Here is a 22,482-nt window from a genome sequence, read left to right on the forward strand (position 1 = left end):
GCGTCAGCGAAGAACAAGCCGCTAAAGCGAATGCTTGTATGATCGCGTAATTGGCGAAAGACGAGAAAGGCTGGCAGATGCAAGTGCCAGCCTTTTATGCAGTTTTGTCATGCCGAGATTGCAAAAAGATGTGATGAAGTCAGTTGTTGGACTGCTTAACCTTTCAACAGGGGAGGAGTGATGGAACCGAAACGGGATCGCTCCGATGCACGACCAAAACTCAAAAACGAACGCTGCTGAAGCTCTGGAACTGTTGGAACAAGCTTGGGCTTATTACACGCCGGAACCTGCGCCGGTGGCTGAGGTTCACGAGCCTGAATTGTTCGAATACGCAAACGCCGCCTAACGCTTGAATTTATCCTTGGATTGGGCAATGCATAAGCATGCCCATTCTGTTGTTAGTACTGGCGGCCGGAGTGTTCGCCTATTTTATCTGGCGATCACGTACGTCGTCGTTGACGCGTGATTGCCGATGGCGGCAACACCGCAAGGAAGGCGTTTGGGTTTGTGCCTATTGCGGGGCACAGCACGAAGGCGCGGATACACCGACCAGTTGCCTGAAAGGGAAATAGGACAGCAGGGCGATCTTTCGCCCTGTCTGTGGCTATGCCGCGTCGGGAAATGCTGCTTGCAGCGCGATTTCCACCATATCCCCAAAGCTGCTTTCGCGTTCGGACGACGGCAGTGCCTCACCCGTCAGCAGGTGATCGGACACGGTCAGAACCGCCAGCGCGCGGCAATTGTGACGCGCGGCGAGGATATACAATTCGGCGGCCTCCATCTCGACCCCCAGAATGCCGTGTCGCACCATCTGTTCGTTCAAATCAGGTCGTTCGTCATAAAACACGTCCGACGAATAAATCCCGCCGATATGCGTGGGTGTCCCTTTCGCAGCCGCCGCCTGAGCCGCCGCCTGTAGCAAACCCCAGTCGGCGCAGGGGGCAAAGTTAAGTTCTTTCAGAATGCCGCGTGATGGCGTGCTGAGCGTGGTCGAGGTCATCGCCAATATCACATCGCGGATATTGACGCTGTCCTGCATCCCGCCGCACGATCCGATGCGGATCAGGGTTTTGGCACCAAAATTGCGGATCAGTTCATTGGCGTAAATCGACAAGGACGGCATCCCCATGCCGCTGCCCTGAATTGAAACCGGGTGTCCTTTCCAGGTTCCGGTGAAACCCAGCATGCCCCGCACATTATTGACCAGCCTGGCATTCTGCAAAAAGGACTCTGCCGCCCATTTCGCCCGATAGGGATCACCGGGCATTAAAACGGTTTCAGCAATTTCACCTTTTTCTGCGCCAATATGAATTGTCATTTTTCACTCAATTCCTGTCAGATTTCCAAATCCGAAATATCTGCCCCGGCTTTTAACGCGTCATGAACCCATTGCGGTTTGCGGCCTCGGCCCGACCAGGTTTGTTCAGGATTGGACGGATTCTTGTATTTTGCGTTGGCTTTCGGGCTTTTAGGTAGCTTTGAGCCATTGCCAGACAGGTCTGAAAGTGAAAATCCGAACTCAGCGGCGGCCTTTTCGGCCGCTTTCAAAGCCTCTTTGCGATCACGCTTTTCCGCATTTTTAAGCGCGATTTCCACCTTGTCGCGCAATTCAAGCAGTTCTTTTCGAGACATTTTATCTAGGCTGATCGCCATTTTTTTCTCCGTTCCGCACTTCGTCATACGTGGACGCAATAGCCCACCGTAATTCCAAATCCGAAATTTATCTATCCCCTCGTGAAGGGGAATAGAAACAGAGATTTCCCAAAAAGGGTTGAATTATTCAGCTGCGATATTTTGCGGATCGACCAGAGTTACGATATCGCCCATGATTACATTCAACTCAAAGTTCTTGGGCGTATAGATTTTGGCAACGCCCATTGCCTTTAGTTTCGCTGCATCATCATCGGGAATGATCCCTCCAACCACGACAGGGACATCGTTCAGCCCGGCTTCGCGCAGGCGGGTCATGACGTCTTGCACCAATGGGATGTGGCTGCCGGACAGAATCGACAGACCGATGACATGGGCCTTGTCTTCAATGGCAGCCGTGACGATTTCCTCGGGTGTCAGGCGAATGCCTTCATAGCTGATGTCGATGCCGCAATCGCGGGCGCGGAAGGCGATTTGCTCGGCTCCGTTTGAATGGCCGTCCAATCCCGGCTTACCCACCAGGAATTTCAGGCGGCGCCCCAGTTTGTCACTGACCGCATCAACAGCAGCGCGCAGATCCTCCAGCCCTTCGGTCTTGTTCGATACCGAACCTGAGACGCCGGTTGGGCCGCGGTAGGTACCGTAGACCTTGCGCATTTCTTCAGCCCACTCGCCGGTGGTGACACCTGCCTTGGCGGCGGCGATTGACGGTTCCATCACGTTGGTGCCGGATCGCGCCGCCTCACGTAGTGCGGCCAAAGCCGCCTTGACGGCTGCGTCGTCACGATCTGCGCGCCATTCATTCAGGCGGTTGATCTGCTCTTGCTCAACGGCAGGGTCGACAACCATGATACCGCCATCTTCGGTCTCCAGTGGTGAGGGTTCGCCCTGTGTCCATTTGTTCACCCCGACCACGACGGTTTCGTTGCGTTCGATCCGGTTCAGGCGTTCGGCGTTGGAATCGACCAGACGGGATTTCATGTATTCGATCGACGCCACCGCGCCGCCCATCGATTCGAGGTTGCCCAATTCAGCCCGCGCGCCTGCTTTCAGCACTTCAACCTTAGCGTCCACGACGGGGTTGCCGTCAAACAGGTCACCATATTCCAGCAAGTCGGTTTCATAGGCCAGGATTTGCTGCATCCGCATCGACCATTGCTGATCCCACGGACGTGGCAAACCCAACGCTTCATTCCATGCGGGCAATTGCACAGCACGGGCGCGGGCCTTTTTCGACAAGGTCACGGCAAGCATTTCGATCAGGATGCGATAGACGTTGTTTTCGGGCTGCTGCTCGGTCAGGCCCAGCGAGTTGACCTGAACACCATAGCGGAACCGACGGTATTTTGAATCCTCGACGCCATAGCGTTGTTGCAGAATTTCGTCCCAAAGATCCACGAAAGCCCGCATCTTGCACATTTCGGTGACAAAGCGGATGCCCGCGTTCACAAAGAACGAAATGCGACCGCAAAGCGCCGGGAAATCCTCGGCTGGGACGCGGGGGCGCAGCTCATCCAATACGGCGATGGCCGTGGCCAGTGCATAGGCCAGCTCTTGTTCGGGTGTCGCGCCGGCTTCTTGCAAGTGATAGGAACACACATTCATCGGGTTCCATTTCGGCACGTTGGTATAGCAATACTCGGCCACGTCCGCGATCATCTTCAGCGACGGTTTTGGCGGGCAAACATAGGTGCCGCGGCTCAGGTATTCCTTGATTAGGTCGTTCTGCACGGTGCCTTGCAGCTTGGACACGTCCGCGCCCTGTTCCTCGGCCACAGCGATATAAAGCGCCAGCAACCAAGGGGCGGTGGCGTTGATCGTCATCGAGGTGTTCATCTGTTCCAACGGAATCTGATCGAACAATACCCGCATGTCGCCCAGATGGCTGATCGGAACGCCAACCTTGCCGACCTCGCCGCGCGCCAATGTGTGATCGCTGTCGTAACCGGTCTGCGTCGGCAGGTCGAAAGCCACGGAAAGACCGGTCTGTCCCTTCGCCAAATTCCCGCGATACAGCGCGTTTGAGGCCTTGGCGGTGGAATGACCGGCATAGGTTCGGATGAGCCAAGGGCGATCTTTCTGCGTCTGCGTCATAGCTGGGCCTCGTGTTGCGGGTGGGCAAGAAAATTACGTCACTGGCCTCTAAAGCGCAATTTTCGGGATATGTCAATTCGCTGCGTCGCGGCATTTCAGGTTCTTCAGATTGTAGGTGGCCCGGTTTGGTGGCAGGGTGCGTGCATGACTCAGACCGTGGAACTTCCGCTTTGGCTGTTTTTGCTGATCGTGGTGTTTGCCGCGGTCACTCTGGCCTCGCATTTTCTGTTTCCTTCGGTGCGCTGGTTTTTTCGCCGCCGGCTTGAGCGGGCAGTCAAACGCCTGAACAAACGCCTGCAGCGACCCATCCAACCGTTCAAGCTGGCGCATCGACATGACATGATTCAGCGGCTGATTTATGACCCGCAGGTCGGGCAGGCGGTTCAGAACTTTGCACGCGAGGAACGTGTTCCCGAGGCCGTGGCCTTTGAAACGGCCCGTCGTTATGCGCGCGAAATCGTTCCGTCCTTTTCAGCGGTAGCCTATTTCAGCATCGCCATCCGCCTGACTCGTATGCTGAGCAACGCGTTTTATAACGTGCGTCTTAGCTATATGGACGAAAAAGCCCTGCGCAACATTGACCCAGAGGCGACGGTTGTTTTCGTCATGAACCATCGCAGCAATATGGACTATGTGTTGGTGACCTATCTGGCGGCGCAACAATCTGCGCTGTCTTATGCGGTTGGGGAATGGGCGCGCGTCTGGCCGCTTAGCCGTTTGATCCGGGCAATGGGTGCCTACTTTATCCGCCGCAAATCGGGCAGTGAGCTTTATCGGCAGGTGCTGGCTTGCTATGTGCGGCACGCGACCGAAGCGGGCGTGACACAAGCTATGTTCCCCGAGGGCGGTCTTAGCTTGACCGGCGCACTGGGTCGGCCAAAGCTGGGGCTGCTCAAATACATCATTGATGCCACCACCCCCGACGGTAGGGACGTTGTTTTTGTACCCGTCGCGCTGAATTATGACCGCGTGCTAGAGGATACAATCCTGACCAAAGCGGCGCTGGGAAATGAACGCAGGTTTCGGGCCAGGATCGGGGTCATCGCCTGGTGGATTATCAAACAGGTCGGCCGACGGTTGGTAGGTCGTTATCAGCGATTCGGCGTGGCTTCGGTGCGGTACGGCCAGCCTGTTTCGCTGCGGGCGTTCCGGGCGGACCACAATACCAACCTGATGACCGATCTGGCGCGGGACTTGATGGTGGGCATTGGTAAAGCGATTCCGCTGGTTCCGGGGCCTGCTACGTGTTGGTTGGTGCGTGAAAAGGGCGAAATTGCCGAAACAGACGCGGTGGCGCTGATAGACCAACTGCTGCGACGCAACGGAAGTTCTGCACCATTGGAGCATAGTGCAATCGAGGCTAGTATTCAGCAATTGGTGGATCGCCGCATTCTGAAACGCGAGGGCGGGAAATTATCGTCGTCAGGTCAAAGAGTTGACCTGTTGAACTATTATGCAGCCTCGGCGCCACTGGATGCAGGGCAAGTGATTTCTGCGACTGCAAAAGAAATTTCTGCACCCGCTGGGTCATAAAATTACAAAATGAACTCAAAATGGGTTGCAATATTGCTCGATGGAAAATACTCATCGGGTAAAGCCGCCGATTCTGCGTTGCGGCAAGGATTTTAGAAAAGGAGGCCAACATGGCTCTGGACACCGATAGCGGCATCGCGTCGTACGAGGCACCGGAAAAAGACCTCTATGAGATGGGTGAAATCCCTCCGATGGGGTTTGTCCCGAAACAAATGTATGCATGGGCGATCCGCAAGGAACGCCATGGTGAGCCGGACACGGCCATGCAGCTGGAAGTGGTCGATGTCCCCAAGCTGGACAGCCACGAGGTGCTGGTTCTGGTGATGGCCGCTGGCGTCAACTACAACGGCGTCTGGGCGTCGTTGGGTAAACCGATCAGCCCGTTTGATGGTCACGGACAGCCGTTCCACATTGCTGGATCGGATGCGTCGGGCATCGTTTGGGCCGTAGGCGACAAGGTCAAGCGCTGGAAAGTGGGCGATGAAGTCGTAATCCACTGCAACCAGGATGACGGTGACGACGAAGCCTGTAACGGCGGCGATCCGATGTTTTCGGACAGCCAGCGGATTTGGGGTTATGAGACGCCGGACGGGTCGTTCGCTCAGTTCACTAATGTTCAGGCACAGCAGCTGATGCCGCGCCCCAAGCACCTGACCTGGGAAGAAAGCGCCTGCTACACGCTAACGCTGGCCACCGCATACCGGATGCTGTTCGGTCACGAACCACACGATCTGAAGCCGGGCCAGAACGTTCTGGTTTGGGGTGCGTCGGGTGGTCTGGGCTCATATGCAATCCAGTTGATCAACACTGCGGGTGCAAACGCAATCGGCGTGATCTCGGACGAAAGCAAACGTGACTTTGTAATGGGTCTGGGTGCTAAGGGTGTTCTGAACCGCAAAGACTTTAACTGCTGGGGCCAATTGCCCACAGTAAACACACCGGAATATGCCGATTGGTTCAAAGAAGCACGCAAGTTCGGAAAGGCCATCTGGGACATTACCGGCAAGGGCAACAATGTCGACATGGTGTTTGAACACCCCGGCGAAAGCACCTTCCCGGTGTCGACCTTCGTGGTGAAAAAGGGCGGTATGGTTGTGATCTGCGCCGGCACCACCGGCTATAACCTGACCTTCGACGTGCGCTATATGTGGATGCACCAGAAGCGTCTGCAGGGTTCGCACTTTGCGCATCTGAAACAAGCGGCTGCTGCGAACCAGCTGATGGTCGAGCGTCGCCTGGACCCATGCATGTCCGAGGTGTTCTCGTGGAATGAACTACCCGATGCGCACATGAAGATGATGCGCAACGAGCATAAGCCGGGCAACATGTCGGTCTTGGTTCAAGCTCCGCAGACCGGAATGCGGACTCTGGAAGAGGTTTTGGACGCCCGCGGTTGAGCCGCACCAAAATCAGGTAATGGTGCCCGCGAATCGTGTTAATGGTTCGCGGGAGTCACTTTTTCAAGGGTAAGTCTATTCATTTTAAGGGGTTATAGATATTAACCCCACTGTTTTGGGGGAGTAGAAAGCAGCGAATAGGCAAAAAAATACTGCACATGTTATGGTTGTGTTAACCCTTCGTTAACCGTTTCGGAGAGACCCTGATGGCGCAGAATGAGTGGATACTGGACGTGTTGTCGGACCTCAACGCCTTCGCTGTTGAGAATGGTATGATCGCGCTGGCCGAACAGCTGGACGACACCAAGCTGATCGCCGCAGCCGAGATCGCGTCCATGAAGGCTGAGGTACGGACGCCGGCGGATGGGAAAAATACTCGATATGAGCCAAGTCCTGGAGGACTTGGAAAGCACCAGCACGCTTGATGAATTAAGTGGCGTCGCAATCCGATTGCGTGACCGGCTGAAAGTCGAGCACCTAATATACCACTGGGTCGATGGTGCCGGGGATCAGTACGGCTATACGACCTATCCCGATGCTTGGGCAGAGCGATATCTGGAAAAGAGTTATCACCGCATTGATCCGGTCATCCTGGGGTGCTTTCAGCGGTTCCACCCGGTCGATTGGAAAACGCTGGATTGGTCCAGCAAAGTGGCCAAGGCATTTCTGCAAGACGCACAAAGCCACGGTGTCGGCAATCAAGGCTATTCCATCCCGATCCGGGGGCCGAACGGGCAATTCGCCTTGTTTACGGTCAACCATACCTGTGATGATGAAACCTGGCAGCGTTTCATCGAGCGTCATGGTCGTGAGCTGATCCTGATCGCGCATTATTTCAACCGCAAAGCGCTGGAATTCGAAGTTGACCGACAGCCCGACTCTGCCCGCAGTCTGTCGCCACGCGAAGTCGACGCGATGACCTTGCTGGCGCTGGGGTACAGCCGGGCCCAGGTGGCCCATTCGCTGTCTATCTCTGAACATACACTACGGGTCTATATCGAAGGCGCCCGGGCGAAGCTTGGGGCGCAGAACACCACTCACGCCATCGCCACAGCGCTCAGCCGAGGATTAATAGTGGTTTAAGAGGCGCGCGCCCTCAGAACGGGAAATTAACTATGACTTTGTACCCCCTTCGTTCCTGCACAGGACGACAAGGGGAAAAAAGTCATGTTGCGCTATTTGTATGCGGATGAGCTGCACAAGTTTCCGGATCTGGCCGAAGGGATGTTCCGGGATCGCGCGGATCAGTTCAAAACCCGGTTGGGTTGGGACGTACACGTTAACGAAAAAGGGGAAGAGCGGGATCGGTATGACGATCTGAACCCGCTTTATGTCATCTGGGAAGAAGAAGACGGCAGTCATGGAGGCTCAATGCGCGTGTTGCCGACCACCGGCCCGGTCATGGTGAACGAGGTGTTCGGCCATCTGACCGGTGGCAAACCAGTCTGCAGCCCGCTGATTTGGGAGGTCACAAGGTTCTGCCTGTCGCGCACGGCCAGCCCGCACACCGCAGGCGCCATCATGCTAAGCGGCGGTGAGATGATGGAAGGGTTCGGCCTGACCCATATCGCCGGGGTCTTTGATGCACGCATGATTCGGATTTACCGCCTGATCGGATCGTCCCCGGTGGTTCTGGGGACCGAAGGGCATGGGCGTGATCAGATTTCGGTCGGGCTGTGGCCCTATTCTGCCGATGATTGCAACCGCGTGGCCGAACGCGCGGGGATCCCGCGAGAGCTGTCGCGGCTGTGGTTTAAGACGGCATTCGGGATCGGACGGCAGCATCGCTTTTCTCTGTCGGCCTGATCAGGCGAAAAGCCCAATCCCTCTCTGGTGATAGCTGGCGCGGCCCTGTAGGGTCGCGCCATGTCTTTGCCCCCCGTGACCTTCTCTGACGACCAGGCCGCCGCCTATGACAGCATCTCTGAAATGCTGCGATCAGCCGGTGTAGATCTGGATGATGATGCCCTGCTGAAATTGCCAGGCAACGGCAAATCCGGTGTGATGGCGGTGATCGGCAAAGCCGGCTCGGGCAAGACCCTGTTGCTGGCCGAGCTGTACAAGGCCTTGGCCGAAACCGGTGTTCAGATTGTGTCGGGTGATTTCGAAAGCCGCAAAGCGAAGGAAAAGCGCAGCCTTGCGATCCTGGCCCCCACCAACAAGGCTGCCAGCGTGTTGCGTCTGCGCGGGGTCCCTGCAACGACCATTCACCGCATTCTCTATACCCCGGTTTATGACCCGGAATATGAACGCATCGCCGAATGGCTGGCGGGCAATGACGAACGCCCCGAGGTCCAAGGTCTGACGGACGAGGCGTTGGACCGTGCAGCGGCGTTTTATGCGAATAATAAATCGATCCCTGGTGCCTTGGCCGCCGCCGGACTGCGCGGGTCCGATTTCATCACCGGCTGGAAACGTCGGGACGAGCCTTTGGATATTGGGTTCGTCGATGAGGCCTCGATGCTGGACGACCGGCAATTCGAGGACCTGCAAGAGATTTTTCCGACCTTGTTGTTATTTGGTGACCCTGCGCAGCTGGCCCCCGTCAATCAATCGGGCAGCATGGTGTTTGACGCTTTGCCCGAGCCGCGCAAACAGATCCTGCACCGGGTCCACCGGCAAGAGGCGGACAATCCTATCCTAGACCTGGCCCACGCGCTGGCGGACCCTAAGATGGGGTTCGAGGATTTCGAACGTCTTATAGAACAAACCGCCCGTCAGGATGACCGCGTGGTCTGGGGTCAGCGGGTCGAGGTTGATCTGATGGCCCGCAGCCCGGTTCTGGTCTGGCGCAACGCCACACGTATTCGGTTGATTCAGGCGTTTCGGCAAGTTCACGGCGCGCCGGAGACCGAGCTGCTGGAAGGTGAACCAATGATCTGTGATGGCATCGAACTGCCGTTGAAACACCGCAAGAAACGTTTGGACCTTGAGGCGCGCGGGTTGATCAAAGGCGCGCAAGTCATCTATTTGGGACCGGGGCGCAAGCCGGGCTTTTCACGCCTGCACGTGATGGGCGCCGAGGACCCACAGGTCAGTGCGGCCTCGATCGTCAAGATCGAAAAACCGGATGAAGAAGAACCCTTTATCCCCTTCGCCGCCCGCATGGGTGCCACCTTTCTGCATGGCGCGGCGGTAACCATTCACAAGGCGCAGGGCTCGCAATGGGACACGGTACAGGTCTTTGCGCCGGACATTTACGCCGCCGCCCGCATGGGCAGGACCGAGGCCGGGCAGCCGCTTTGGAAGCGGCTGGCCTATGTCGCCATCACCCGCGCGCAAGAGCGGTTGATCTGGGTTGTGCGCAACCGTCTGGCCAAGCCCACCCATCCGCTGCGTGTGGATGATCTGCGCGCGGTTCCGGCGGCGTCCTTGACATTGGAGGCTGAAGATACATGACATCCATCATAGTAACCGGCGCAAGCTCGGGCATTGGGCGGGCCACGGCGGACTTGTTCTTGAACGAAGGCTGGACAGTGGGCCTGTTGGCGCGCAGTGCCGATACGTTGCACGAAATGGCCAAGGATCGCACAAACGCGATCCCATTGGTTGCGGATGTAACGGACGCGGATGCGGTCCATGCGGCCTTTGGCGCGTTTCAGGAAAAGGCTGGCCGGTTGGACGCGTTGTTCAACAATGCGGGCATCTTTGCGCCCGGCGGAACCATCGACGAGATCGCGCTGGAGGATTGGTATCAAACCGTCAACGTCAATCTGAACGGCATGTTCCTATGCGCGCGCGAGGCTTTTCGGATCATGCGCCACCAGTCGCCGCAGGGCGGGCGCATCATCAACAACGGCTCGATTGCCGCATATGTGCCGCGCCCGAACTCGGTGCATTACACGACCACGAAACATGCCATCACCGGTCTGACCCGCAGTCTGTCGCTGGACGGGCGGGACCTCGGAATTGCTTGCGGTCAGATCGACATCGGCAACGCGCGCACGCAGATGGTACAGGGACTGGTGGATGCCGCGGTTGAGGCCGGTCAGACGCCCGACCCGACCATGGCGGTTGAAGATGCAGCACGCTCGGTGCTGCATATGGCGACCCTGCCGCCCGAGGCGAATGTGCAGTTCATGACCGTGATGGCAACAACGATGCCCTATATCGGGCGCGGTTAGAGGTTAGTTTTCACGCAGCAATCGGAACGCAGTCGACGCCCCCCAGCCCGCTGCAATCGCAATGACCAGTGACATCAGCCCGTACCACACAGGTTGCTGTCGGGACATGTTGTACAAAAACCGCTCCAGCCCCACTTTGCGCACGTCGATGGTTGTCTCAAATTCCGAGATCACCTCTTTGCCGCGGGTCAGGAAGATGCGCGCAGCATAGTCGCCTTCGGTCAGGTCGGCAGGCATTGCAATTGAGGTGCGGAACAGGGTTTGCTCATCCACGGCCACTGTGTTTTCGCGAATGGAATACAGCCCCTCATCCTCGCGAATGCGCACCACGGCATCTGCAAAATCCTGCGCGCCTCGGATATGCATGGCCGCCCCGACCGATCGGATGGCGCGTTCGATTGAAATCCGGTATCTCAGGTCCTCGGTGTCCAAAAGGATATTATCCAGCGGCCCGCTTGTGGCGACGGCGTAGAAACTTGGCGCAAGGTCGACCAGAACGCTGTCAGTGTTGACCCAGATGCCCAGTTTGCGTTCCTTGCGCCGGACTGTCACTGGGCTGGACGGCCCGGCCACAGTCACGATCACCTCAAGCGGTGGGCCGGCGGGGATCGGTGCTTCTCGTTTGACGGCACCGAAGATCAGGATTTCAGAACCATCGAATGTCGCGGTAATGGCGACCCGGTCCTGGCTGAGACCCAGCACCACCTGCTCTTCTTGCGCAAGAGCTGGCGAGCAGCAGAAAACCAGCAGGGCAATCAAGCGTTTCAGCATGATCAGTGCCCTCCTTCGCTGCCAATGGAATACAGCTCGGATGGTTCGATCAATAAGTCCAGTGCCAGCTTGCCGCAGACCACCAGAACCAGGGCTGCCAGCAAAACGCGCAACTGCTCGGCGGGCATCTTCGCGCCAATCACCGTGCCAATCTGCGCGCCCACGACACCGCCGACCAGCAGCAGAACGGCCAGAACAACATCAACCGTATAGTTCGTGGTTGCGTGCAACATGGTGGTAAAGCCGGTCACGAAGATGATCTGAAACAAGGATGTTCCAACCACCACCTTGGTGGGCATGCCCAGTAGATAGATCATTGCAGGCACCATAATAAAGCCGCCGCCGACGCCCATGATGGCCGCCAGTACACCGACGCAAAGCCCGACCAGAATTGGGGGAATGACCGAGATATACAGGCCCGAAGTGCGAAAGCGCATTTTGAACGGCATCGCATGAACCCAGCCACGCTGGCGCCGTTTTGCTGGTGCGCCGCCGCCCTTTTTGGCCTTGCGCAGTGCCCGCAAGCTTTCAATGAACATCAGGCCACCAACGACGCCAAGGAAGACGACGTAGCATAGCGTGACAAGCAGATCGACCTGGCCCAGGCTTTTGAGATAGTTGAACACCACCACCCCAAGGGCCGCACCCATTAAGCCCCCGATCAATAAGACCGTGCCCATTTTCAGATCTACGGTCTTTCGTCGAAAATGCGCTAATACACCGGAAAAGGACGAGGCGACGATCTGATTGGCTTCGGTTGCGACGGCGACAGCGGGGGGGATGCCGATGAAGAACAGCAGCGGCGTCATCAAAAACCCGCCGCCTACACCGAACATGCCCGACAGGATGCCAACCATCCCACCCAGCCCCAGCAGCAAAAAGGCGTTGACGGAGACTTCGGCGATTGGAAGGTAGATCTGCATGTGTATTTACCGGATGAGGTCAGACGCGTCACACAAAGTGATCCGGCCCGTCTCATACCACAGGGATGAGGCTTTAATACTGCGCGCGCAATGCGGCCGTATGGCGAATACCAACCTGCCGATCGCGCGGGCTGCGTGACCGACAAGCCGATCTGGCTGAATTGAAAAACGGACCCCGGAACCGAGACGTTTTTGAGCGTTTGCCACCGTGACAGGAACGAATCCGATCTTGGCTATCACAGGAAACAAACACATACCCCCTTAGAGCGGTTGCGGCATGCAAAATCAACTCTGCATGCCGCTCTGCAGCGAACAGGACTGAAATGAGTCTTAAACTGGACTTATCAGCGCTCTTTCACATAGGGTTCGCCACCGGCGCGTGGCGGGACGGCTTTGCCTACGAACCCGGCCAGAATAACCACCGTCAGGATATATGGCAGGGCGTCCATGGCCTGGACCGGGATAACCACGCCGCCCAGGTCGATGTTCTGGAAACGCAGCGCAATCGCCTGTAACAGACCGAACAGCAGGCAAGCCCACATCGCATGCCAAGGCCGCCATTTCGCAAAGATCAGCGCGGCCAAAGCGATGAACCCGCGACCGGCGGTCATTTCTTTGACGAACCCGGCCTGCAGGGCAGTGGCCAGATAGGCCCCGGCGATCCCACACAGCACGCCGCAGATGGCAACGGCCGCAAATCTCAGGCCGACAACCGAGACACCGGCGGTATCCACCGCAGCCGGATTTTCACCCACCGCGCGCAGGCGCAAGCCGAACCGGGTGCGATACAGAATCCACCATGTCAATGGCACCATCAGAAACGCCACATAGACCAATATCGAATGACCCGAGAGTAGTTCGGAATACACCATGTGAAACGAATTGGTGTCAGACATCAGTTCAGAAACCGGTTTCCCCGACAGTTCAGCATCTTCGGGGCCGATTGCATAAGGAAACTCTGCAGATTCGAACCGTCCACCGCCAAAGAGAGAAGGCGTGCGCCCGCCCTGTTTGAACCAGCTCTGCGCAATCAGAACGGTCAGGCCCGAGGCCAGAAAGTTGATGGCAACGCCCGAGATCAGCTGATTGCCCCTGAAGGTTATCGAAGCGAGCCCGTGCAAGCCGGACAAAATCAGCGAGGATCCGATTCCCGCCAGCAGGCCCAACCAGACAGACCCGGTCACTGCCGCAATCGCCGCCGAGAAAAACGCCGCCATCAACATCTTGCCTTCCAGCCCGATGTCGAAAATACCCGCGCGTTCCGAATACAACCCGGCCAGACACGCCAGTAAAAGCGGTGTTGCCAGGCGGATCGTTGAATCAAAAACCTGAATGAGTGTTACGAAAATCTCCATCACTCGGCCCCCTTCCGCAGACCGAGGAACAGTTTCTCAAGCGGCATGCGCACCATGTTGTCCAGTGCCCCGGTAAACAGGATCACCAGCGCTTGAATAACCACGATCAGCTCACGCGGGATCGAGGTCCACAGCGCCAATTCGGCACCGCCCTGGTACAGGAACCCGAATAAAAGGGCCGCCACAAACACGCCGAACGGGTGCGATCGGCCCATCAGCGCCACGGCAATCCCGATGAAACCCGCACCTTCGGTCGAGTTGAGTACCAGCCGTTCAGCCTCTCCCATCACGTTGTTGGTCGCCATCAACCCGGCCAACGCACCCGAGATAAGCATGGCGACGATAGTGATGCGTACGGGCGAGATACCGGCATAAACAGCGCCGGTTTCGGAATGACCATAGGCGCGAATCTCATACCCCAGCCGCGTCCGCCAGATCAGCGCCCAGACCACGAAACAGGCCAGGATCGCGACAAAGAACGAGATATTGGCCGGCGCACCTTTGAACACCGCGTTTTCAGCGGTCGAGAACATCGACTGGAAGGTCGGCAGATGCACGGCCTCGGGGAAGCGTGCAGTTGCAGGATCTTGCGAGCCCTGCGGGCGCATCACATTGACCAGCATATAGTTCAGGAAGGCCGCCGCGATAAAGTTGAACATGATCGTGGTGATGACGATATGACTGCCGCGCTTGGCTTGCAGATAGGCCGGTATCGCGGCCCATGCCGCCCCAAACAGCATCGACGCCGCACAGGCGGCCAGCAGGGCAATGCTCCAATGCGGCCAGTCGATGTACAGACACACTATGGCAACGCCAAGCCCGCCCAGCATGGCTTGGCCTTCGCCGCCGATGTTGAACAGCCGCGCGTGGAACGCCACAGCTACCGCCAGCCCGGTGAACATGAAATTGGTCGCGTAATAGAGCGTATAGCCCCAGCCATAAGTCGACCCCAGCGCGCCGGTAACCATCAGATTCACCGCTTCAACCGGGTTTTCACCAATGGCCAGAATAACCAGCGCCGAAAGGATCGCGGCCAATATCAGACTGATCAGTGGGATCAGAACGACATCGGCCCATTTGGGCATTTTATCCATGCTTCACGCGGCCTCTTCCGCAACACCGGCCATCAGCAGGCCCAGTTCTTTTTCATCTGTCTCATGGGGCAGGCGTTCGCCCATAATATGTCCGTCGAACATCACCGCTATCCGATCGGACAGCGAGAAGATCTCCTCCAGCTCGACCGAGACCAGCAGGATTGCCTTCCCCTGATCGCGCAGGGCGACGATTTGTTTGTGAATGAATTCGATCGCGCCGATATCCACACCGCGTGTCGGCTGGCCGACCAGCAACAGGTCGGGGTTCCGCTCGATCTCGCGCGCGACGACGATTTTCTGCTGGTTGCCGCCTGAAAAGCTTTTGGCGGTCAGCCAGCCATTGGGCGGGCGCACATCGAACTTTTCAATTTTGCGCTCGGTATCCGCGCGCAGGGCGGCATTGTCCATGAACAGACCGCGTTTATAGGCAGGGTCGCGGTGATAGCCGAACGCCACGTTTTCCCACGCGTGGAAATCCATGATCAGGCCCTCGCGCTGACGATCCTCGGGGACGTGAGCGATGTGCTGCGCACGCCGCGCCTGACCGTCAGACCCATGCCCACTAAGCGCCAGCGGTTCACCATTCAGCTTGATCGACCCTTTTCCAGGCCGCATCCCGCCCAAAACCTCAAGCAGTTCCGACTGGCCATTACCCGCAACACCGGCGATTCCGACGATCTCACCCGCGCGGACCGTCAAGTCGATACCCTTGACCCGCTCAACGCCCGCTGAATCGAAGACGCGCAGGTTTTCGACCTCAAGAATGGGTTTGCCGGGTTTTGCAGGTACTTTGTCGACCTGCAGCAGAACCTTGCGGCCCACCATCAGCTCGGCCAGTTCTTCAGGACTGGTCTCGGCGGTTTTTACTGTCGCCGTCATCTGCCCGCGCCGCATCACCGAGACTGTATCGGTGTTTTCCATGATCTCGCGCAGCTTGTGGGTGATCACGATGATCGTCTTCCCTTCGGCCCGCAGACGGTCGAGAATGCGGAACAGCTGGTCGGCCTCGGCCGGGGTCAGAACGCCTGTCGGTTCGTCCAAAATCAAAATCTCGGCCTTGCGATACAAGGCTTTGAGGATTTCGACCCGTTGCTGCATCCCCACGCCGATTTCGTCAATGCGCTTGTCTGGGTCAACGAACAGCTCGTATTCTTCTTCCAGTTCTTTCAGTTCCTTGCGAGCCTTGGACAAAGACGGAGCCAGCAGCCCGCCATCTTCGGCGCCCAGAACGATGTTTTCCAGAACCGTGAAATTCTCAACCAGCTTGAAATGCTGGAACACCATCCCGATGCCCGCCGCAATCGCCGCCTGACTGTCGGGGATGTCGGTCTTGGTCCCGTTGATCCAAATCTCACCTTTGTCGGCTTTGTAGAAACCGTAGAGAATACTCATCAGCGTGGATTTGCCCGCACCGTTTTCACCGATGATCCCGTGGATCGTGCCGGGGACGACGCTGATGGAAATGTCTTTGTTGGCCTGAACCGGCCCAAAGGCTTTGGAAATCCCTTTGAGCTCAATGGCGGGGACTGTCATGTCGTGTCCTCAATTGCCGAAAAGGCCGCGAACGCTGCGGCCAAGTGGGAATGAGGCGGAGGATCAACCCCCGCCCCACGCGATATCAGAACTGCAGTGCCGGGCAGCTGTCGTTCTCGTAATAGCTGACGACGGTGACGTTTCCGTTGATGATGTCACTGCGTGCATCTGCAACGGCCGAGCTCATCTCTTCCGTAACTAGTTCAGCGTTGTATTCATCCATGGCGACGCCCACACCCTCTTCGGCCAGACCCATGGCGAAAACGCCGGTTTGCAGATCCTCGCCAGCCTTCATGGCGTCATAAACGGCCACGTCCACGCGCTTCAGCATCGAGGTCAGAACCTTGCCCGGATGCAGGTGGTTCTGGTTGCTGTCCACACCGATCGAAAGGATGCCTTCATCGGCGGCGGTCTGCAGAACGCCCACACCGGTGCCGCCCGCAGCAGCATAGATGACGTCAGCACCCTGGCTGATCTGTGCCTTGGTCAGTTCGGAGCCCTTGACCGGGTCGTTCCATGCCGATGGGGTGGTACCAGTCATGTTGGCAACGATATTGATGTCGGGGTTCACGGCTTTGGCGCCTTGCGCGTAACCGCAGCCAAAGTGACGGATCAGCGGAATATCCATGCCACCGATGAAGCCAACTGTTCCGGTCTTAGATGCCATCGCAGCCATCATTCCAACCAGATAGGAACCCTCATGCTCGGCAAAGCCGATCTGGCGCACGTTCGGAGCATCTAGCCAATTCACATCAACTGCAACGAATTTGGTGTCGGGATAGTCGCCCGCGACAGCCGCCAGCGGATCAGCCATTGCGAAACCCATGGTGATGATTGGGTTCAGGCCTGCTTCGGCAAAACGACGCAGGGCTTGTTCACGCTGGGCTTCAGACTGCAGTTCGATTTCGCGATAAGTCTTACCGGTCTGTTCCGCCCAACGTGATGCCCCATTATGGGCTGCTTCGTTGAACGATTTGTCAAACTTGCCACCCAGGTCGAAGATCAGGGCTGGTTCAGCCAGGGCCGCACCCGCGGTCAACGCGACGGCGGCGGCAGCGCCCATCAAGGATTTCATCAGGGTCATTTCATACTCCCGTTTGTTATTGTTGGTCGGGGTCAAGATAGCCCCGATTACTCACTGTGAGCGAGCATAACTGTTGTGATGGCGGGAATTAAGGGCGTTTGCAACCGGTGCGGTCAACTGATTCTTGACCAAATGGTCGAAAAAATTAGGAGGCGTCGGTCAGGTCAGGGCGCAGACCATGACAACGGCGTCGATTTTCTCAGCTTTTTCGCGCAGATAGTAACCCTTGCGCAGGCCGCAGGTTGTGTATCCACAGCGCTGGTACAGCGCGATAGCCGGGTGATTGTCTGCCGCAACGTCCAGAAAGGTGCGAGTTGCGCCCAAAGCTTTGGCTTTTGCGTGCCAGTCCTGCATGAGGCGCAGGGCAAGACCTTGGCGCTGACGATTGGGGTGTGTGGCGATTGTCAGCAGTTCAGCTTCACCTGCAGTGACTTGAAACAGGGCAAAACAGTCAGCGTTACCAATGACATGCGTGAACCGATTGGTCAGAAGATCAGAAAATTCTGATTCCGTCCAAGGGCGCGACTGCGTGAAGGCTGCCGTATGGGTATGAGCCAATTCTTGCGGGGTCATCCGTCAAGCAGAACCGGTGGTGAGTCCTTTGACGGGGCCGCATCAGCCGGGCGCACATAGAACGGGGCAGGGGGCTGGGTCGTGGTGGACCATCTTTGCGCTGTCAGCCGGGCAAGGGCGTTGACCAGCAAATCGGCGTCATCATTCAGAATCAGATTTCCAAGTGATTCTGCCTGTTCCTGCGCCATCAGTGCGGGGTCCTGACCGGGCAGCGCGACATAGACTTGCTCGCGGGGTGCGCGGATCGCGGGAATCCCATCCCCGATTTCAGCCAAGGCATCAAAACCGGTAACTCCAACAGCCGGGATACCTAGTCCCAACGCCAATCCCCGCGCAGCCGAAACCGAGATACGGATGCCGGTAAAATTCCCCGGCCCGATCCCGACACCAATGGCGGTCAGATCGCGCCACGTGCAATCCGCCTCGACCAGAATCTCTTCTAACAGCGGCATCAACCGTTCTGCCTGCCCGCGTGACATGGGCTCAACGCGCGAAGCGACGATCGTGTCGCCATGTAGCAAAGCGGCCGCGCAATGCGCGGCCGATGTGTCAAATGCTAAAATGATCGGGTCAGACGGCAACGGGGCGAACCTCGGTCACTTCCGGGATATAGTGGCGCAGCAGGTTCTCAATTCCCATTTTCAGCGTCAGGGTCGAGGACGGGCAGCCCGCGCAAGCGCCTTGCATGTGCAGGTAAACAACGCCCCGGTCGAATCCGTGGAACGTGATGTCACCCCCATCCTGGGCCACCGCCGGGCGCACGCGCGTATCCAGCAGGTCCTTGATCTGATTGACCACTTCGGCATCCTCGCCGAAATGTTCTGCGTGACCTGACCCATCGACAGCATCTTCACCCAATACCGGCTGACCGGACTGAAAATGCTCCATCACAGCGCCCAGAATGGCCGGTTTGATGTGATCCCACTGAACGTCATCCGATTTGGTCACGGTGACGAAATCATTGCCAAAGAACACGCCGGTGACACCAGACACTGCAAAAATCCGTTTCGCCAAGGGCGATTTTTCCCCGGCTTCCGCCGAAGGAAAGTCTGCAGTGCCCGCTTCCAGCACCGGCTGACCGGGCAGGAATTTCAGCGTTGCAGGGTTCGGCGTGGATTCGGTCTGGATGAACATGTCACGGCTCCGTTTCAGTTGTACTTGATATGCGGGTCCGGGCCGGGGAAGTCAAGATTTGGAACCATTCTAAATTTCTGCCGCCAGTTGCATCGCCGCATCCAGCCGATCATCGCCCCAGAACAGTTCATCCCCCACTAGAAAGCTTGGCGCCCCGAAAATCCCCTTGGCCTGCGCGGTCTGAGTCTGTTGGATCAAGGCCGCCTTGATATCCGGGTCTTGACAACCGGCCAGCGTTTCTGGGGGCAGGCTGGCTTGGGACAGGCAGTCGATCAGCACCTTGTCGTCCGAGATATTGAGGCCATCAACGAATTCGGCGGCATAGACGGCCCGAACAAAGGCAGCCCGTTGAGGGTGGGTTTCAATCGTCATCACTAGCCGCGCAGCCTTCAGACCATTTTGGGGAAAGGGGTCAGGCCGGGCAAATCGCAACCCCCGACGGGCCGACAACCTCTCCATATCGCGCCACATATAGCGCCCTTTGGCGGGATAGATATTGAACGGGGAATTGTCCCAGCCCTGCGCGGCGAAAATCGGACCAAGCAAAAAGGGATGCCATTCAACTGACACCCCGTTCTGCGCAGCCAGATCCTCGATTCGCATCGCACTTAGGTAAGAGTATGTGGATGCGAATTCGAACCAGAACTGGATGCTGCGCTGCATGGGTGCCCTTTTAGGTGATTTCTTCCAGCTTTTCCTTGCTCAGATCACCAGGAACGATGGTGATCGGAATTGGCAGGTTGCCCGAATTCTTGGTCAGTTGCGTCACCAGCGGCCCGGGGCCTTTCTTTTCAACGCCTGCGCCTAGCACCAGCACCCCGATCTCGGGGTCTGATTGCACATGTTCGATGATCTCGGCGACCGGCTCACCTTCGCGGATGGCCAGTTCGGGGTCGATGTTTTGCTTGTCGCGCATCCACTTGGCGAACACCTCGTAATGGGCGTGAATACGCTCGCGTGCTTCCTCGCGCATTACCTCGGCCACGCCGATCCAATGGTTGAACTCATCCGGCGGAATGACCGATAGGATTGTAACGCCACCGCCGGTGTGGGCTGCGCGCATAGCGGCAAAACGCATCGCGTTCAGGCATTCGCGACTGTCATCCAGAACGACCAAGAATTTGCGCATGAAGTGTCCTCGTATATTTCAGGCGATCATGCCCGACCATTTGCGTGCTGGCAATAAGCGGCTGGTTAGCGGGTGCTTAGTGCCCAGTCCCAATACAGCTCGCGCGCACGGCGGGCTATGGGGCCGATTTGATATTGCGTATCCTCCAGCGCGGTGACCGGGGTGATCTTGTTCATGTTGCCGGTCATAAAGACCTCATCCGCCTTGTGGAAATCGTCAAAGCCAAGGATAGCTTCGTGAACGACCGTCCCGTCGGCGCGCAGGTTTTCAATGTGACGCGCGCGGGTGATGCCAGCCAGGAAGGTGCCGTTGGGGGTTGGGGTAAACACCTCTCCGTCACGGACCATGAAGATGTTGGCGGTTGCGGTCTCGGCCACGTGGCCCAGTGCGTCCGCGACCAGCGCATTCGAGAACCCCTTGCCGCGAACCTCCTGCAGCATGCGCGCATTGTTGGGGTACAGGCACCCGGCCTTGGCATTCACCACCGACGATTCCAGAACCGGACGGCGGAATTTTGTGGTACCCAGCGTGACCGAGGCGGTCTCGGGCGCCATCGGGATCTCTTCTAGGCAGATGGCAAAACCAGTGCTGTTTTCCTGTGGGACAATCGCGGTCGCGTCGCCGTCGATGCCCCAATACATCGGGCGGATATAGACGGCTGAGTCCGGTCCGTAAGAAGCCAACCCCTCGCGGATGATCTCGACCATCTGCTGGGTTGAGACGAACGGGGTCAGCATCAGTGCCTCGGCTGAGCGATTCACGCGGGCACAATGTGCCTCAAGATCCGGGGCCATGCCGTCGAAATAGCGTGCACCGTCGAAGACTGACGATCCCAGCCAAGCACCGTGATCGGCCGCGCGCATGATCGGGGCATCCTCGTCATGCCATTGACTTTCGAAATAGGTGCGGATGTTCTTGCCGACTGCCATGACGCCCTCCCATGCTTTGCGCAAACCTAGGAAGGCGCTGCGGTAACGTCCAGCGCAATCAGCCTTGTTTTGAGCTGACCATGCCCACAATTTCGTAAGTCTGCTGCAGGATCGGCGCGGCAATCGCGCGGGCCTTTTCCGCACCTTTGCCCAGAATCCGGTCAATCTCGGCTTCTTCGCCCATCAGGCGGGCCATTTCGGACGAAATCGGTGCCAGTTTTTCCACCGCCAGTTCTGCAAGCATCGGTTTGAATTCACCGAACTGTTTACCGCCAACATTGGCCAGCACCTGATCGACCGTCTGATCGCTGAGCGCGGCATAGATGTTCACCAGATTGCGCGCCTCGGGGCGGTCTTCCAGACCATCGATCTCGGATGGCAGCGCATCCGGGTCGGTCTTGGCTTTGCGAATCTTCTTGGCGATCGTGTCGGCGTCGTCCGTCATGTTGATGCGGCTCATGTCCGAGGGGTCGGACTTGGACATCTTTTTGGACCCGTCGCGCAGGCTCATGACACGGGTCGCGGCCCCTTCGATCACAGGTTCGGTGATCGGAAAGAAATCGACGCCGTAATCATGGTTAAACTTGATCGCGATATCGCGCGTCAGCTCAAGATGCTGTTTCTGGTCGTCGCCAACCGGCACATGCGTTGCGTGATAGGTCAGGATGTCGGCGGCCATCAGCGAGGGATAGGCGAACAGACCCAACGAGGCGTTTTGCTGGTTCTTTCCGGCCTTGTCCTTCCATTGAGTCATCCGCTGCATCCAGCCCATGCGGGCGACGCAGTTGAAGATCCATGCCAATTGCGCATGCTCAGGCACCTGGCTTTGGTTGAACAGGATCGACTTATCCGGGTCGAGACCGGCAGCGATGAAACCAGCGCACAGTTCGCGCGTCGAATGGGCCAGTTCCTTGGGGTCCTGCCAGACGGTGATCGCGTGCAGATCGACCATGCAATAGATGGTCTCCATGTCCGGCTGCTGCATATCCACAAACCGCTTGAGCGCACCCAGATAGTTGCCAAGATGCAGGTTTCCCGACGGCTGGATGCCGGAAAACACGCGCGGTGTGAACTGGGTCTCGGTCATCGAAGGGAACTCCCGTCTGGAAAAATCAGCCCCCGTCGCTTACCCATGAGGCTAAGGGACGTCAACCGCCGC

Annotated in this window: 23 protein-coding genes and 1 pseudogene; 8 read left to right on the top strand and 16 right to left on the bottom strand. The window is 57.6% G+C overall.

The window, feature by feature from the left end; translation table 11 throughout:
- The first annotated feature begins 205 nt into the window (after positions 1-205).
- Complete coding sequence (locus tag ACR0LY_RS13535) at positions 206-346, top strand: hypothetical protein (protein ID WP_170350605.1); 141 nt, start codon at positions 206-208, stop codon at positions 344-346.
- A gap of 258 nt (positions 347-604) precedes the next feature.
- Here ACR0LY_RS13535 and deoD read toward each other — a convergent pair whose 3' ends face one another.
- From deoD to ACR0LY_RS13550, 3 genes and pseudogenes are all read right to left on the bottom strand, one after another.
- The gene (deoD, locus tag ACR0LY_RS13540; RefSeq protein WP_170350604.1) at positions 605-1,318 is read right to left on the bottom strand and encodes a purine-nucleoside phosphorylase; all 714 of its coding nucleotides are present in this window, start codon (positions 1,316-1,318) and stop codon (positions 605-607) included.
- 17 nt (positions 1,319-1,335) lie between these two features.
- The gene (locus ACR0LY_RS13545) at positions 1,336-1,653 is read right to left on the bottom strand and encodes an H-NS histone family protein (RefSeq protein ID WP_170350763.1); all 318 of its coding nucleotides are present in this window, start codon (positions 1,651-1,653) and stop codon (positions 1,336-1,338) included.
- Positions 1,654-1,776: 123 nt separating this feature from the next.
- Positions 1,777-3,753, bottom strand: a pseudogene (locus tag ACR0LY_RS13550) (methylmalonyl-CoA mutase family protein); the annotation flags it as partial.
- A 135-nt stretch (positions 3,754-3,888) separates the two neighbouring features.
- Here ACR0LY_RS13550 and ACR0LY_RS13555 point away from each other — a divergent pair.
- From ACR0LY_RS13555 to ACR0LY_RS13585, 7 genes are all read left to right on the top strand, one after another.
- Positions 3,889-5,277, top strand: coding sequence for a 1-acyl-sn-glycerol-3-phosphate acyltransferase (locus ACR0LY_RS13555; RefSeq protein ID WP_170350602.1), 1,389 nt, complete (start codon positions 3,889-3,891; stop codon positions 5,275-5,277).
- A gap of 110 nt (positions 5,278-5,387) precedes the next feature.
- Positions 5,388-6,674: a crotonyl-CoA carboxylase/reductase gene (ccrA, locus tag ACR0LY_RS13560; RefSeq protein WP_170350601.1), complete on the top strand. Its 1,287-nt coding sequence runs from the start codon at positions 5,388-5,390 to the stop codon at positions 6,672-6,674.
- A gap of 206 nt (positions 6,675-6,880) precedes the next feature.
- The gene (locus ACR0LY_RS13565) at positions 6,881-7,099 is read left to right on the top strand and encodes a hypothetical protein (RefSeq protein WP_170350439.1); all 219 of its coding nucleotides are present in this window, start codon (positions 6,881-6,883) and stop codon (positions 7,097-7,099) included.
- Positions 7,038-7,757 (top strand): helix-turn-helix transcriptional regulator, encoded by a 720-nt coding sequence (locus tag ACR0LY_RS13570; RefSeq protein ID WP_170350600.1) that lies wholly within the window; start codon positions 7,038-7,040, stop codon positions 7,755-7,757. The genes ACR0LY_RS13565 and ACR0LY_RS13570 overlap by 62 nt, the downstream gene beginning before the upstream one ends.
- Before the next feature lie 84 nt (positions 7,758-7,841).
- Positions 7,842-8,480, top strand: coding sequence for an acyl-homoserine-lactone synthase (locus ACR0LY_RS13575; protein WP_170350599.1), 639 nt, complete (start codon positions 7,842-7,844; stop codon positions 8,478-8,480).
- 60 nt (positions 8,481-8,540) lie between these two features.
- Positions 8,541-10,073 carry an ATP-dependent DNA helicase gene (locus ACR0LY_RS13580; RefSeq protein WP_170350598.1) on the top strand — a complete coding sequence of 511 codons (1,533 nt, stop codon included), beginning with the start codon at positions 8,541-8,543 and terminating at the stop codon, positions 10,071-10,073.
- Positions 10,070-10,798: an SDR family oxidoreductase gene (locus ACR0LY_RS13585; protein ID WP_170350597.1), complete on the top strand. Its 729-nt coding sequence runs from the start codon at positions 10,070-10,072 to the stop codon at positions 10,796-10,798. Before ACR0LY_RS13580 ends, ACR0LY_RS13585 begins: the two co-directional genes overlap by 4 nt.
- 3 nt (positions 10,799-10,801) lie before the next feature.
- On the opposite strand, the gene ACR0LY_RS13590 is transcribed toward ACR0LY_RS13585, so the two are convergent.
- The 13 genes from ACR0LY_RS13590 to trpS all read right to left on the bottom strand — a co-directional run bounded on the left by ACR0LY_RS13590 (position 10,802) and on the right by trpS (position 22,410).
- Positions 10,802-11,569, bottom strand: a complete 768-nt coding sequence (locus ACR0LY_RS13590) for a TIGR02186 family protein (protein ID WP_170350596.1) — start codon at positions 11,567-11,569, stop codon at positions 10,802-10,804.
- Between the two features lie 2 nt (positions 11,570-11,571).
- Complete coding sequence (locus tag ACR0LY_RS13595) at positions 11,572-12,492, bottom strand: sulfite exporter TauE/SafE family protein (protein ID WP_170350595.1); 921 nt, start codon at positions 12,490-12,492, stop codon at positions 11,572-11,574.
- Positions 12,493-12,836: 344 nt separating this feature from the next.
- A complete protein-coding gene (locus tag ACR0LY_RS13600) occupies positions 12,837-13,847 on the bottom strand; it encodes an ABC transporter permease (RefSeq protein WP_170350594.1) in 1,011 nt (336 codons plus the stop codon).
- Complete coding sequence (locus ACR0LY_RS13605; protein ID WP_170350593.1) at positions 13,847-14,941, bottom strand: ABC transporter permease; 1,095 nt, start codon at positions 14,939-14,941, stop codon at positions 13,847-13,849. Before ACR0LY_RS13605 ends, ACR0LY_RS13600 begins: the two co-directional genes overlap by 1 nt.
- Before the next feature lie 3 nt (positions 14,942-14,944).
- Positions 14,945-16,474, bottom strand: coding sequence for an ABC transporter ATP-binding protein (locus tag ACR0LY_RS13610; RefSeq protein WP_170350592.1), 1,530 nt, complete (start codon positions 16,472-16,474; stop codon positions 14,945-14,947).
- Positions 16,475-16,559: 85 nt separating this feature from the next.
- Entirely contained in the window at positions 16,560-17,558 is a 999-nt protein-coding gene (locus tag ACR0LY_RS13615; RefSeq protein WP_058281934.1) for a BMP family lipoprotein, read from the bottom strand.
- A gap of 159 nt (positions 17,559-17,717) precedes the next feature.
- Positions 17,718-18,131 carry a GNAT family N-acetyltransferase gene (locus ACR0LY_RS13620; RefSeq protein ID WP_170350591.1) on the bottom strand — a complete coding sequence of 138 codons (414 nt, stop codon included), beginning with the start codon at positions 18,129-18,131 and terminating at the stop codon, positions 17,718-17,720.
- The gene (gene tsaB, locus ACR0LY_RS13625) at positions 18,128-18,712 is read right to left on the bottom strand and encodes a tRNA (adenosine(37)-N6)-threonylcarbamoyltransferase complex dimerization subunit type 1 TsaB (RefSeq protein ID WP_170350590.1); all 585 of its coding nucleotides are present in this window, start codon (positions 18,710-18,712) and stop codon (positions 18,128-18,130) included. The genes ACR0LY_RS13620 and tsaB overlap by 4 nt, the downstream gene beginning before the upstream one ends.
- Positions 18,702-19,265 (bottom strand): NifU family protein, encoded by a 564-nt coding sequence (locus tag ACR0LY_RS13630; protein ID WP_170350589.1) that lies wholly within the window; start codon positions 19,263-19,265, stop codon positions 18,702-18,704. Before ACR0LY_RS13630 ends, tsaB begins: the two co-directional genes overlap by 11 nt.
- Positions 19,266-19,334: 69 nt before the next feature.
- Entirely contained in the window at positions 19,335-19,928 is a 594-nt protein-coding gene (locus ACR0LY_RS13635) for a 2-hydroxychromene-2-carboxylate isomerase (RefSeq protein WP_170350588.1), read from the bottom strand.
- Positions 19,929-19,938: 10 nt separating this feature from the next.
- Positions 19,939-20,394 (bottom strand): universal stress protein, encoded by a 456-nt coding sequence (locus ACR0LY_RS13640; protein WP_170350587.1) that lies wholly within the window; start codon positions 20,392-20,394, stop codon positions 19,939-19,941.
- Between the two features lie 65 nt (positions 20,395-20,459).
- The gene (locus ACR0LY_RS13645; RefSeq protein ID WP_170350586.1) at positions 20,460-21,323 is read right to left on the bottom strand and encodes a branched-chain amino acid aminotransferase; all 864 of its coding nucleotides are present in this window, start codon (positions 21,321-21,323) and stop codon (positions 20,460-20,462) included.
- Positions 21,324-21,381: 58 nt separating this feature from the next.
- On the bottom strand, positions 21,382-22,410 hold the full coding sequence (gene trpS, locus ACR0LY_RS13650; protein ID WP_170350585.1) for a tryptophan--tRNA ligase: 1,029 nt from the start codon (positions 22,408-22,410) through the stop codon (positions 21,382-21,384).
- Positions 22,411-22,482 lie beyond the last annotated feature (72 nt).

Source organism: Ruegeria sp. BC5 (assembly GCF_056539205.1).